This is a genomic window from Enterobacter sp. 168J2, assembly GCF_034107265.1.
GTDB classification, from domain to species: Bacteria; Pseudomonadota; Gammaproteobacteria; order Enterobacterales; family Enterobacteriaceae; genus Enterobacter; species Enterobacter nematophilus.
This window is the reverse complement of record NZ_JAWNEB010000003.1, coordinates 197,388-209,983: the sequence shown is the minus strand read 5'-3', so window position 1 is coordinate 209,983 and position 12,596 is coordinate 197,388. Positions and strand designations below refer to the sequence as shown.

At 57.8% G+C, this 12,596-nt stretch carries 10 protein-coding genes; 1 reads left to right on the top strand and 9 read right to left on the bottom strand.

Translation table 11 applies throughout. From position 1 onward, the window contains the following. Nucleotides 1-30: 30 nt before the first annotated feature. Entirely contained in the window at nucleotides 31-1,329 is a 1,299-nt protein-coding gene (rlmD, locus tag USG84_RS11545; protein ID WP_151412392.1) for a 23S rRNA (uracil(1939)-C(5))-methyltransferase RlmD, read from the bottom strand. 57 nt (nucleotides 1,330-1,386) lie between these two features. Between rlmD and barA the strand changes: the two genes are divergently transcribed. Further along, nucleotides 1,387-4,146, top strand: coding sequence for a two-component sensor histidine kinase BarA (gene barA / locus USG84_RS11540; protein ID WP_253543208.1), 2,760 nt, complete (start codon nucleotides 1,387-1,389; stop codon nucleotides 4,144-4,146). A gap of 109 nt (nucleotides 4,147-4,255) precedes the next feature. On the opposite strand, the gene USG84_RS11535 is transcribed toward barA, so the two are convergent. From USG84_RS11535 to syd, 8 genes are all read right to left on the bottom strand, one after another. After that, complete coding sequence (locus USG84_RS11535; RefSeq protein WP_151412391.1) at nucleotides 4,256-5,395, bottom strand: glycerate kinase; 1,140 nt, start codon at nucleotides 5,393-5,395, stop codon at nucleotides 4,256-4,258. A gap of 77 nt (nucleotides 5,396-5,472) precedes the next feature. Then, complete coding sequence (gene gudD / locus USG84_RS11530; protein WP_253543209.1) at nucleotides 5,473-6,810, bottom strand: glucarate dehydratase; 1,338 nt, start codon at nucleotides 6,808-6,810, stop codon at nucleotides 5,473-5,475. A 15-nt stretch (nucleotides 6,811-6,825) separates the two neighbouring features. Next, nucleotides 6,826-8,166, bottom strand: a complete 1,341-nt coding sequence (locus USG84_RS11525) for an enolase C-terminal domain-like protein (protein ID WP_151412413.1) — start codon at nucleotides 8,164-8,166, stop codon at nucleotides 6,826-6,828. After that, entirely contained in the window at nucleotides 8,166-9,521 is a 1,356-nt protein-coding gene (gene gudP / locus USG84_RS11520) for a galactarate/glucarate/glycerate transporter GudP (protein WP_061097227.1), read from the bottom strand. The genes USG84_RS11525 and gudP overlap by 1 nt, the downstream gene beginning before the upstream one ends. Nucleotides 9,522-9,812: 291 nt before the next feature. Beyond that, on the bottom strand, nucleotides 9,813-10,262 hold the full coding sequence (locus USG84_RS11515; RefSeq protein WP_029741558.1) for a flavodoxin: 450 nt from the start codon (nucleotides 10,260-10,262) through the stop codon (nucleotides 9,813-9,815). Nucleotides 10,263-10,286: 24 nt separating this feature from the next. Next, a complete protein-coding gene (gene truC, locus USG84_RS11510) occupies nucleotides 10,287-11,063 on the bottom strand; it encodes a tRNA pseudouridine(65) synthase TruC (protein WP_151412390.1) in 777 nt (258 codons plus the stop codon). Further along, nucleotides 11,060-11,389, bottom strand: coding sequence for a YqcC family protein (locus USG84_RS11505; protein ID WP_151412389.1), 330 nt, complete (start codon nucleotides 11,387-11,389; stop codon nucleotides 11,060-11,062). The genes truC and USG84_RS11505 overlap by 4 nt, the downstream gene beginning before the upstream one ends. A 630-nt stretch (nucleotides 11,390-12,019) precedes the next feature. Then, on the bottom strand, nucleotides 12,020-12,565 hold the full coding sequence (gene syd, locus USG84_RS11500) for a SecY-interacting protein (protein ID WP_151412388.1): 546 nt from the start codon (nucleotides 12,563-12,565) through the stop codon (nucleotides 12,020-12,022). Nucleotides 12,566-12,596 lie beyond the last annotated feature (31 nt).

Below are 12,596 nucleotides of genomic sequence, written 5' to 3'. Positions count from 1 at the left end.
GGGCCTGTCGAAGTCGACAAGCCAAACAAATTAGATGTGCTCGAACAACGCCATCGATTCCAGATGTCCAGTGTGCGGGAACATGTCCAGCATTGCCAGACGCCGAATCTGGTAACCCGCGCTGATTAACGCCTCACTGTCACGGGCAAGCGTTGCCGGGTTACAGGAAACATAGACCACACGCTTCGGCGCGAGTTTAATAATATGTGCCATGACGCCTGGGGCACCTGCACGCGCCGGGTCGAGCAGGATTTTGTCGAAGCCCTGCTGTGCCCACGGCTGCTGAGTGACATCTTCCTCAAGATTTTGATGAAAGAATGTCACATTTTGCAAGCCGTTCTGCTCTGCGTTTTCCTGGCCTTTGGCCACCAGCGCCTCAACGCCTTCCACCCCAACCACGCTTGCCGCTCTGCGCGCCAGCGGCAGGGTAAAGTTACCCATGCCGCAGAACAGATCGAGCACCCGGTCAGTGGGCTGTACGTCAAGCCATGCCAGAGCGTTCGCCACCATCTGCTGGTTTACGCCGTCGTTGACCTGGATAAAATCCCGCGGACTGAACGTTAAGCGTAGCCCGTCTGACGCATACCAGGGAGCTTCACCCGTAACCTGTTCAAGTATCTCGCTTTGCGGCGCGAGGAAAAGCGCAAGCTCATGAGAATGCGAAAAGCGTTCCAGTTTTTCGCGATCTTTTTTCGACAGCGGCGCGGTGTGGCGCAGCACCATCAGCGGGCCGTTGTTCGCCAGTACCAGTTCAACGTGGCCCAATGAACGCACCCCGTCGAGCGATGCAAGACAGCGGTGCACGTCCGGAAGCAACGCCTCAAGATGGGGCACCAGAATGGGGCACTGCTTCACGTCAACAATATCGCTGGAGGCCGCTTTACGAAAACCCATCTCCAGCCGCTCCGTTTTGGGCTGATAGCTCAGGCTCAGGCGCGCGCGGCGGCGATAGCCCCAGGGCTTATCGGCGATAATCTCGTCAACGTCGTGTTTAAGGAGACGCGCCAGCGCGCGGCTTTTACTTTTTTGCTGTAATTCTGTGCTCGCATGCTGTTGCTGGCAGCCTCCGCACACGCCAAAATGGGGACAGCGAGGCTCCACGCGCTCCGGGCTATCGTTGAGGCGACGCTTCACCTGTCCGCGCGCGTACTGGCGTTTGTCTTCCGTCAGCGTAATTTCTGCTCGTTCTCCTGGCAGCAAACCTGTTATAAACAGAGTCTTACCGTTGTGACGAGCCACTCCCTGTCCAAACGGATCGAGGTCCGTGGCTTCAGCAGTAATGATTTGACGCGTCGTCACGCGTCGCTTTGCAGAGTAGAATTGCGCCATCGCCGAGATTTTTCTCACATAAACATAATTATCTTAATTGTCCCATAACGGAACGCCATGACCAACTACAGCCTGCGCGCGCGCATGATGATTTTGATCCTCGCCCCCACCGTTCTCATCGGTTTGCTGCTGAGTATCTTCTTTGTGGTGCACCGCTATAACGATTTGCAGCGACAGCTGGAGGACGCAGGCGCCAGCATTATCGAACCGCTCGCCGTCTCAAGCGAGTACGGGATGAACCTGCAAAACCGTGAATCCATTGGGCAGTTAATCAGCGTGCTCCACCGGCGCCACTCGGATATCGTCCGCGCCATTTCCGTCTACGACGAACACAACCGCCTGTTTGTCACATCGAACTTTCATCTCGATCCGACCACGCTGAAGATCCCTGACGGTACGCCCTTCCCGCGCCATCTCACCGTGCTGCGGCGCGGCGACATCATGATCCTTCGCACGCCGATCGTGTCGGAAAGCTATTCCCCCGATGAGTCTGCGCAATCCGATGCTAAATCCAGCAGTAACATGCTGGGATATGTAGCGCTGGAGCTGGATCTCAAGTCGGTACGGCTGCAGCAGTACAAAGAAATTTTTATCTCCGGCGTGATGATGCTGTTCTGCATTGGTATTGCGCTGATCTTCGGCTGGCGTCTGATGCGCGACGTCACGGGCCCTATCCGCAACATGGTTAATACCGTTGACCGCATCCGCCGCGGACAGCTCGACAGCCGCGTGGAAGGGTTTATGCTGGGCGAGCTGGATATGCTGAAAAACGGCATTAACTCAATGGCGATGTCGCTGGCGGCCTATCACGAAGAGATGCAGCATAACGTTGACCAGGCCACCTCTGACCTGCGCGAAACGCTGGAGCAGATGGAGATCCAGAACGTTGAGCTGGATCTGGCGAAAAAGCGCGCTCAGGAAGCGGCGCGCATCAAGTCTGAGTTCCTTGCCAATATGTCGCACGAGCTGCGTACGCCGCTCAATGGGGTGATCGGCTTTACTCGTCTGACTCTGAAAAGCGAGCTCAACCCCACCCAGCGCGATCACCTGCACACCATTGAACGTTCGGCCAACAACCTGCTGGCGATCATCAACGACGTGCTGGACTTCTCCAAGCTGGAGGCGGGCAAACTGATTCTGGAAAGTATTCCGTTCCCGCTGCGCAGTACGCTCGATGAAGTGGTGACGCTGCTCGCGCACTCGTCGCACGACAAGGGTCTTGAGCTAACGCTTAACATTAAAAACGACGTGCCGGATAACGTTATTGGCGATCCGCTGCGCCTGCAGCAGGTCATTACCAATCTTGTCGGGAATGCCATTAAATTCACCGAAAGCGGCAACATCGACATCCTGGTAGAAAAACGCGCCATCAGTAATAACAAGGTGCAGATTGAGGTTCAAATCCGCGATACCGGCATCGGCATTCCGGAGCGGGATCAGTCGCGTCTGTTCCAGGCCTTCCGCCAGGCGGATGCCAGCATTTCCCGCCGTCATGGCGGTACCGGCCTGGGGCTGGTGATCACGCAGAGGCTGGTAAACGAGATGGGCGGCGATATCTCTTTCCACAGCCAGCCAAACCGCGGCTCAACCTTCTGGTTCCACATTAACCTCGATCTCAATCCAAACGTGCTGACCGACGGCCCGGTGACGGACTGTCTGAAAGGTAAGCGTCTGGCCTACGTCGAGCCTAACGCGGCGGCCGCGCAGTGCGCGCTGGATATCTTAAGCACCACGCCGCTGGAGGTGGTTTATAGTCCAACCTTCTCAGCCCTTGCCGTCGATCATTACGACATTCTGCTGATGGGGATCCCGGTAACCTTTACCGGCGAGCTGACCATGCAGCAGGAGCGGCTGGCGAAAGCCGCGTCGATGACCGACTATCTGCTGCTGGCGCTGCCCTGCCACGCCCAGCTTAATGCGGAAGAGTTGAAAAACGACGGGGCGGCCGCGTGCCTGCTTAAGCCACTTACCGCCACCCGCCTGCTGCCCGCGCTCACGGAGTATTGCCGCCTTAGCCAGCACGCACTGCCGTTGATTAACGACGAGCAAAAACTGCCCATGAGCGTGATGGCTGTGGACGATAATCCGGCAAACCTGAAGCTAATCGGCGTATTGCTGGAAGACCAGGTTCAGCACGTTGAGCTGTGTACCAGCGGCGCGCAGGCGGTTGAACTGGCTAAACAGATGCAGTTCGATTTAATTCTGATGGATATTCAGATGCCGGGCATGGATGGCATTCGTGCCTGCGAGCTGATCCACCAGCTCCCGCATCAGCAGCAAACCCCGGTGATTGCGGTCACCGCGCATGCGATGGCCGGTCAGAAAGAGAAGCTGCTGAGCGCCGGGATGAATGATTACCTGGCGAAACCTATCGACGAAGAGAAGCTTCATAACCTGCTGTTACGCTATAAGCCGGGGCACATTGGCGGAACATACACGGTTATCAGCGAGCCGGTTGAGGTAAGCGTTAATCAAAATGCGACCTTTGACTGGCAGCTGGCGCTGCGCCAGGCGGCAGGAAAACCCGACTTAGCGCGAGAGATGCTGCAAATGCTGGTCGCGTTTCTGCCGGAGATCCGGAATAAGGTTGAAGAACAGCTTGTAGGCGAAAACCCGGAAGAGCTGCTGGAAGCGATCCACAAGCTGCACGGCAGCTGCGGCTACAGCGGCGTACCGCGGCTGAAAAACCTCTGCCAGCTGCTGGAGCAGCAGCTGCGCGCGGGTACGCCGGAATCGGAGCTTGAACCGGAGTTCCTGGAACTGCTGGATGAGATGGATAACGTGACGCGGGAAGCGATGAAGGTGCTGGGGAGCTGAGGCGGGTGCGGCCTGATTTTCCCCTCACCCTAACCCTCTCCCCAAAGGGGAGAGGGGACTTTATACACCCTCGCCCCTTTGGGGAGAGGGCCGGGGTGAGGGGGGAAAACTACATCTCCTGCCCTACTTTCAGCACCGCAGCAATATTCCTTGCGGCCATCTGTACATTCGCGCTGGCATTTTCCAGCGCGTCCTCCAGCGAGCAGATGGTGTAGAGCACGCTAAACACCGCGTCTAAGCCGTGATCGTGTACCACGCCAACGTCCGCCGTCAGGCTGCCTGCAATGCCGATGACGGGCTTATTAAAGCGTTTCGCCACTTTCGCCACCCCCACCGGCACCTTGCCGTGGATCGTCTGGCTGTCGATGCGGCCTTCCCCGGTGATCACCAGATCCGCATCGGCCACCTGGTCGGCCAGGTGTAGCGCATCGGTCACGATCTCAATCCCCTGGCGCAACTGTGCGCCACAAAAAGCGTACAGCGCTGCGCCCATGCCACCCGCCGCGCCGCCGCCAGCAAGGTTGAGCACATCAATGTCCAGATCCCGGGCAATGACGCTCGCATAGTGCGCAAGCGCGTTGTCCAGGGTGACGATCGTCTCGGGCGTGGCGCCCTTTTGCGGGCCAAATACGGCCGAGGCGCCATCCTTACCGGTGAGCGGATTCGTCACATCGCAGGCGACCTCTATCCGGCACTCCGCCAGACGCTTGTCGAGGCCGCTCAGGTCGATCCGCGCAAGCTTAGCCAGCTCGCCCCCACCCTGCCCCAGCGGCTGTTCGTTGTCGTCCAGCAGCTTCGCCCCCAGCGCCTGCACCATCCCGGCGCCGCCGTCATTGGTGGCGCTGCCGCCGATACCGATGATGATATGCTTAACGCCCGCATCCAGCGCGTGGCGGATAAGTTCACCCGTGCCCCAGGAGGTCGTTTTCAGAGGGTCACGCAGTGAAGGGGCAACCAGCTCCAGACCGCTTGCCGCCGCCATTTCAATAAAGGCACTCTGCTCGTCACCGGATATCCCATAAAACCCTTCCACGCGCTCGCCCAGCGGACCGGTCACCGGAACGTACACAATGCGTCCCCGGGTTGCCGCGATCATCGCCTCAACCGTGCCTTCACCACCGTCAGCGACCGGCAGTTTGACGTACTCCGCCTCAGGGAAAATCTCGCGAAAACCGCGCTCGATCGCTGTCGCAACCTCAAGCGCGCTCAAACTTTCCTTATACGAGTCCGGTGCGATAACAATTTTCATAAGCCATCCTTACGCATAGTCGTTACGTTAAGCATACACCACGTAGGGAACCGCTCGTGGGAGCGGTCCCAATGCGTTTATCGTACCATGCACGGACGTTTATTGTCGAATGTCCAGTCAGGGATCAGGTACTGCATTGCCATCGCGTCGTCGCGCGCGCCCAGACCGTGTTTCTGATAGAGCTCGTGCGCTTTCATCACCTGGTCCATATCCAGCTCCACGCCAAGACCTGGAGTTGACGGTACCTGCACCATGCCACCCTTGATCTCAAACGGCTCTTTGGTCAGGCGCTGGTTACCCTCCTGCCAGATCCAGTGCGTATCGATAGCGGTGATGGTGCCCGGCGCGGCGGCAGCAACGTGGGTAAACATCGCCAGCGACACGTCAAAGTGGTTGTTGGAGTGCGAGCCCCAGGTCAGGCCAAACTCGTGGCACATCTGCGCCACGCGAACCGAGCCCTGCATCGTCCAAAAGTGCGGGTCCGCCAGCGGGATATCCACCGATTGCAGAGAGAGCGTGTGCCCCATCTGACGCCAGTCGGTGGCGATCATATTGGTCGCGGTCGGCAGCCCCGTAGCGCGACGGAATTCGGCCATGACTTCGCGGCCCGAGAAGCCTTGCTCAGCCCCGCATGGATCTTCCGCGTACGCCAGCACCCCTTTCAGCTGCTTGCCAATGTTGATCGCTTCATCAAGCGACCACGCGCCGTTCGGATCCAGCGTCACGCGCGCCTGCGGGAAACGTTTTGCCAGCGCGGTAATGGCTTCCGCCTCCTCTTCCCCCGCCAGCACGCCGCCTTTCAGTTTGAAATCATTGAAGCCATATTTTTCATACGCGGCTTCCGCCAGCCGCACCACCGCATCCGGGGTCATCGCTTCTTCGTGACGTACGCGGTACCAGTCGCATTGGTCATCCGGCTGGCTCTGATACGGCAGCGGCGTCAGCCTGCGGTCGCCGACAAAGAACAGATAGCCAAGCATCTCCACTTCACTGCGCTGCTGTCCCTCGCCCAGCAGCGACGCGACGTTAACGCCCAGGTGCTGGCCCAGCAGATCCAGCATCGCGGCTTCAATGCCGGTCACCACGTGGATAGTGGTGCGCAAGTCGAAGGTTTGCAGGCCGCGGCCGCTGGCATCGCGATCGGCAAAGGTGCTGCGCACGGCGTTGAGGACATTTTTGTACTCACCCAGCGTTTTGCCCACCACCAGCGGAATGGCATCCTCCAGCGTTTTGCGGATCTTCTCCCCGCCCGGAATTTCACCCACGCCAGTATGGCCGGCATTGTCTTTGATAATGACGATATTGCGCGTGAAGAACGGCGCATGCGCCCCGCTCAGGTTCATCAGCATGCTGTCATGACCTGCGACCGGAATGACTTGCATGGAGGTGACGACAGGGGTCGTAAAAGTACTCATCGTGTAATCCTTTTATCAGTGACGTCCAAAAACAGGGCGCTTACGGTCAAATGTCCAGCCGGGGATAAGGTACTGCATCGGGCCCGCGTCGTTACGCGCGCCGCCCGGTAGCTTTTTATACGCCTCATGGGCTTTATGAACCTGATCCCAGTCAAGCTCCACGCCCAGCCCCGGCGCATCGGGTACGGCAATTTTACCGTTTTTGATCTCCAGCGGATTTTTCGTCAGGCGGGCTTCGCCTTCCTGCCAAATCCAGTGGGTGTCGATGGCGGTCGGGTTACCCGGTGCCGCCGCGCCAACGTGGGTAAACATCGCCAGCGAGATATCGAAATGGTTGTTTGAGTGACAGCCCCAGGTCAGGCCCCAGTCATCGCACAGCTGCGCCACGCGCACCGCGCCGGAGAGCGTCCAGAAGTGCGGGTCCGCCAGCGGAATGTCGACGGCGTTCAGCATCACCGCGTGGCCCATTTCGCGCCAGTTGGTGGCGATCATATTGGTCGCAACCGGCAGCCCGGTAGCGCGGCGGAATTCGGCCATCACCTCGCGGCCAGAGAAGCCCTGCTCGGCGCCGCACGGGTCTTCCGCGTAGGTCAGCACGTCCCCGAGACCTTTACACAGGCTAATCGCCTCATCCAGCAGCCAGGCGCCGTTCGGGTCAACGGTGATGCGCGCCTCCGGGAAGCGTTTTTTCAGCGCCCGAGCCGTGTCAATCTCCTGCTCGCCGGGCAGCACGCCGCCTTTCAGCTTGAAATCCTTAAAGCCGTAGCGATCCTGCGCCGCCTCGGCCAGACGGACCACCGCCTCGCCGGAGAGCGCTTGCTGGTGGCGCAGCCGATACCATTCGTGCTCGCCCGGTGAGCGAGCCAGATAGGGGAGATCGGTTTTATTGCGATCGCCAACGTAGAACAGATAGCCCAGCACGGTGACCGCATCGCGCTGTTTGCCCGGCCCCAGCAGTTCGCAGACCGGAACGTTAAGGGCTTTACCGAGTAAATCCAGCAGCGCCGCTTCCAGGGCGGCGACCGCATTGACGCGCAGTTCGAACGTCCACGCGCCCTTGCCGAAGGTATCAAAGTCCGCCGACTGATTGCCCTTATGCACCCGCTGAACCACCTTGTTCAGGCGGGCCACCTCCTGGCCCACCACCTGCGGAATGGCATCGACCAGCGTCTGGTAAATCACCTCTCCGCCAGGGGCTTCACCCACCCCGATATTGCCTGCGCTATCGGTCAGCACCACGATATTGCGGGTAAACCAGGCGTTGTGCGCGCCGCCGATGTTGAGCAGCATGCTGTCCTGACCGGCCACCGGGATAACTTTCATTTCCGTGACGATGGGGCTTGATTGCGTTGTCATCATCCACGCTCCGCAACAGGTTTAAGTTCGACACGCTTGATATCGCCCACCAGCACCAGGTAACTCAGCACCGCCACCAGGGCATGCACGCCGACGTAGATCAGCGCGCCGTTGAAAGATCCCGTGGTGCCGACGATGTAGCCGATAGCGATAGGCGTAACAATCCCGGAAACGTTGCCGAACATATTGAACAGGCCGCCGCTCAGGCCGCTGATCTCTTTCGGTGCCGTATCCGCCATCACCGCCCAGCCCAGCGCGCCAATCCCTTTGCCGAAGAAGGCCATCGCCATAAAGCCGATAATCATCCACTCGGCGCTGACGTAGTTACAGAACACCATGGTCATGGAGAGCAGCATGCCGAGCACAATCGGCGTTTTACGCGCGATGTTCAGCGAACCCGTGCGGCGCATCAGCCAGTCGGAAATGACCCCGCCAAGCACGCCGCCGATGAAGCCGCAGATTGCCGGGACCGAGGCGACAAACCCCGCCTTCAGGATCGACATGCCGCGCGCCTGCACCAGGTAAACCGGGAACCAGGTGATAAAGAAGTAGGTTAAGGCGTTGATACAGTACTGGCCGAGATAGATACCGATCATCATGCGCGAGCCGACGAGCTGTTTGATCTGCGCCCATTTCTGGCTGAACGGGACTTTTGCTTTGTCAGATTTCTGATCCATGTTGATCAGCGCCCCGCCCTCGGCAATGTATTCCAACTCCTTCTTGTTCACGCCAGGGTGCTGATTCGGTTCGTGGATCACTTTCAGCCAGATAAAGCTGATGACGATCCCAAGCCCGCCCATGAAGAAGAAGACGTGCGACCAGCCCACCTCATGCGTCAGCCAGCCCATAATGGGCGCAAAGATCACCGTCGCGAAATACTGGGCGGAGTTAAAAATTGCCACCGCCGTTCCCCTCTCCTGAGCCGGGAACCAGGCCGCGACGATGCGGCTGTTGCCCGGGAAGGAAGGGGCTTCCGCCAGGCCCACCAGGAAGCGCAGCGTAAAAAGCGCCACGATAATGCCGAAGCCGCTGAAGATATCGACGAAACCCTGCAAAAGGGTAAAAGCAGACCAGATAAAGATGGACCAGAAATAGACGCGTTTAGAGCCAAAACGGTCCAGCAGCCAGCCGCCAGGAATTTGGCCGATAACGTAGGCCCATGAGAATGCAGAGAAAACGTAACCCATGCCCACCGGATCAAGGCCGATGTCTTTTGCCATTTCCGAGCCGGCAATCGACAGCGTGGCGCGGTCACCATAGTTAAAGGACGTGACGATAAACAGCATCACCACTATCCAGTAGCGGGCATTGGTGCGCTTTTCAGCGCCGCTCGCTGCGTGGCTTAATGTACTCATTGTTGCACTCCTGAAACATAGCTTTCGCCTGTTCATTCTGTACAGCACCGGTAGGGTAATCAGAATGAGATAAGTTTTGTCGTTTTAGTACGGCCTGAAGCCGTTTTATTGTGACCGGAGAAGTATATGAAGGAGTGACGCGTTCTCTCACCGTGCAATAACACAGTATTAATGGGCATGTGAGAGGTTGTTTATGGCATAAGCCCAGGTGAGTGGAAGGTGGTTCACGGAATTGGCGCTTGGTGCGGAGTGTTTTGCCGGGTGGCGGCTATGCCTACCCGGCCAGGAAAACTATTTAAGGAGCGTCGCCCAGTGTTCAACCCACGGGTTCGACTCGCTTTCGGGTTCAGGATGCTCTCCGGCATCAATCAGCAGCATCTCGCCGACGCGCTGGGCGCTCTGTTCCTGAAGAAGCGCATCGAACTGCTTGCCGCCGCCGCAGAAGTTGGCGTATGAGCTATCGCCCAGGGCAATGATGCCGTAGTGAACGTCTGGCTGGTAGCCAAGCTGGTCTTTAATGCCCTGGAAAAGCGGCACGATGCTGTCCGGAAGATCGCCCTGACCGGTGGTGGAGGTCACCACCAGAATGTATTTATCTTTATACTTTTCCCAGTCCGCCAGCTCCGGGTCTTCATAGACCGTGGCTTTATGGCCCTGGCTTGCCAAAATCGCTTCAGCCTCTTCCGCTACCAGCAGCGAGTTGCCGTACATCGTGCCGACAAAAATGCCTACTTCAGCCATGCTTTGCTCCCGTAATTATTGCGCTTACCGTTCATCCTGAACGTTGCCCGATACAAACTCAACCCTTTCATTTTCGGGGAGTTGTCCCCGCCAGCCAAACTGTGACAGCGCCTGCATCCAGACGTCGTCCAGCCCAGCGTGAATAATCAGTGGTTCACCGGTAAACGGGTGAGTCAGGCTAAGCTCGCTGGCGTGCAGCATCAGCCGGTTACAGCCAAAGTGCTCTGCCGCGCTGCGGTTCTGGCGCAGATCGCCGTGCTTGCTGTCGCCAATTATCGGGTGGCGCAGGTGCGCAAGGTGGCGGCGAAGCTGGTGCTTGCGTCCGGTTTTGGGCAAAAGCTCAACCAGGCTGTAGCGCGTGGTGGGGAATTTGCTGGTTGCCACCGGCATTTCCGTTGTCGCCATGCCGCGATAGTCCGTCACCGCGGGCTGCGGGCCTTTGTCATCGCGGGCAAATTTATCGGCGATTTTGTCCAGCTCCTCCACCAGCGGATAGTCCAGCGTGGCGGATTCGGTCAGCCAGCCACGAACGATCGCGTGGTAGCGCTTCTGGATCTGGTGCTGCTCGAACTGCTGCGCCAGCAATCGGCCCGCCTCGCTGGAAAGCCCCATCAGCAGCACGCCGGAAGTGGGCCTGTCGAGACGATGGGCGGTAAAAACATGCTGACCAATCTGGTCGCGTACGGTTTGCATCACCACCACTTTCTCGTCGCGATCCAGCCAGCTGCGGTGCACCAGCCAGCCAGACGGTTTATTCACCGCCACCAGCCACTCGTCCTGATAGAGGATTTCCAGCGTCATGCCTCTTCACCGGCAAACAGGGCGCCCAGTTTTTCCAGCTCAACCAGCATCACATCACGCGCAGGGTGCGTCGCCTCAAGCGCCATTTCATAATAGGGAGAAACGGCAAACGCCTGCGGCAGCGGGTGGCCGCCTTCCAGCAGCGCGTGCATGCGCGGAATTAATACCCACTGGAGCCACTCGAACGGTGCCAGCGTATCCAGGCAGAATGGCTGGGTACTGGCGAACGCTTCCGGATTCGGCGCGGTCTCCTGCCACAGCTGATGCTGGCGCAAAAGGGCTTCGATGGCGTGCAACTGAGCACGAACGCTATCGTGTTGCGTCATAGTAACCTCAACTGAAAAAGTGAACGGCGCGCAGCATAGCATTGCGGAAGACAGAAATAAAAAAGGGAGCACTGTAAAAACAGTGCTCCCGGTTCGTTTCGCAGCATTCCAGCTACAATTCGTGCTCCCTGCTCTTCCGTGACAACTTTTCCTGATGCCCGAAGGCGTGGTCATCCTTCTACCTTTTGCATCCTGCACACATCTTCCTGACGTGTTTGTTTCATCCTGAAACGTCCTGGCCTTCCTGACCCACCGACCATCCTGTTCGGTTCTCGTTCTCCTTCCTGGAGGTGTCCCTTACGCGTCCTGCGTTATCCTTTTGCTTCATCCTGAAGCCTTCCTGCAGCGCCATCCTGACGTGTCCTGGGTAAGAAACGCCATCATCCTGATGTTCGTTTCTCGTGTCGGCGTCCTGTCGACGAAGATAGAATCCGCTATTCCGCTTCGTCTTACAACCCACCCTTGCAGCACTGTAAGCCGTAAGAAATCCCTAAAAAAGATGCGATGAACAACTAATTCTTTGAAAAACAGGGTGATATTAATCTGAATTAAATAAGGCAATACTGAATGATCCAGCGATCTCTCACAAACCTTGTAAGAGATCTCTCACACGCGTCGTAGCATCATGGATTACAGAAGTGGCTCAAGCCGGGTAAGGAAATCCGCAAGAGAGGGGGCGAGCGTTTCGCGATTGCGGGTACCGATGGTCTCTTTAATCACTTCCCCGGACAGGTTGCAGACGGATATCACATCCAGTTCGCTGTCCAGCGTGGCAATAAAGAGCGTCGGGGAAAGCTTAAGGCGTTTTTGCGTGACCAGGTGACCAATCAGGTTTTCCTGAACACGCTGCAGATCGTCTTCGCTCCAGGTCTGCAACAGCGTCAGCGTCACATCACCAAAGCGCGCGGGCATATCCCCTGCAAACTGCGCGGCATAAAACGCGTGAACCGCTGGTTGTACCACAAGGTCCATAGCCCGTTCAACCGCATTTACATTTTGCTCAGCGGTATTGGGCTTCGGCTGCCAGATAACATAGTCATCCTGCGAAGAGATAATGCACGGCGACGGCACGCCATATAAATCAGCGCTTTGCGGCCATGTTCCGTGCTTTACATGCCATGCTTCGCAATAGCGGGTCGTAAAGGTAGTAAGGGCATTTGCAGTTTCGATGTCCACCGATTTCTCTCTTCTTGTAAGACAGGATAAA

What these genes read in the sequence shown, in the direction of transcription:
- rlmD (WP_151412392.1), bottom strand. Translation starts at nt 1,329, where the DNA reads ATGGCGCAATTCTACTCTGCAAAGCGACGCGTGACGACGCGTCAAATC.
- barA (WP_253543208.1), top strand. Translation starts at nt 1,387, where the DNA reads ATGACCAACTACAGCCTGCGCGCGCGCATGATGATTTTGATCCTCGCC.
- USG84_RS11535 (WP_151412391.1), bottom strand. Translation starts at nt 5,395, where the DNA reads ATGAAAATTGTTATCGCACCGGACTCGTATAAGGAAAGTTTGAGCGCG.
- gudD (WP_253543209.1), bottom strand. Translation starts at nt 6,810, where the DNA reads ATGAGTACTTTTACGACCCCTGTCGTCACCTCCATGCAAGTCATTCCG.
- USG84_RS11525 (WP_151412413.1), bottom strand. Translation starts at nt 8,166, where the DNA reads ATGACAACGCAATCAAGCCCCATCGTCACGGAAATGAAAGTTATCCCG.
- gudP (WP_061097227.1), bottom strand. Translation starts at nt 9,521, where the DNA reads ATGAGTACATTAAGCCACGCAGCGAGCGGCGCTGAAAAGCGCACCAAT.
- USG84_RS11515 (WP_029741558.1), bottom strand. Translation starts at nt 10,262, where the DNA reads ATGGCTGAAGTAGGCATTTTTGTCGGCACGATGTACGGCAACTCGCTG.
- truC (WP_151412390.1), bottom strand. Translation starts at nt 11,063, where the DNA reads ATGACGCTGGAAATCCTCTATCAGGACGAGTGGCTGGTGGCGGTGAAT.
- USG84_RS11505 (WP_151412389.1), bottom strand. Translation starts at nt 11,389, where the DNA reads ATGACGCAACACGATAGCGTTCGTGCTCAGTTGCACGCCATCGAAGCC.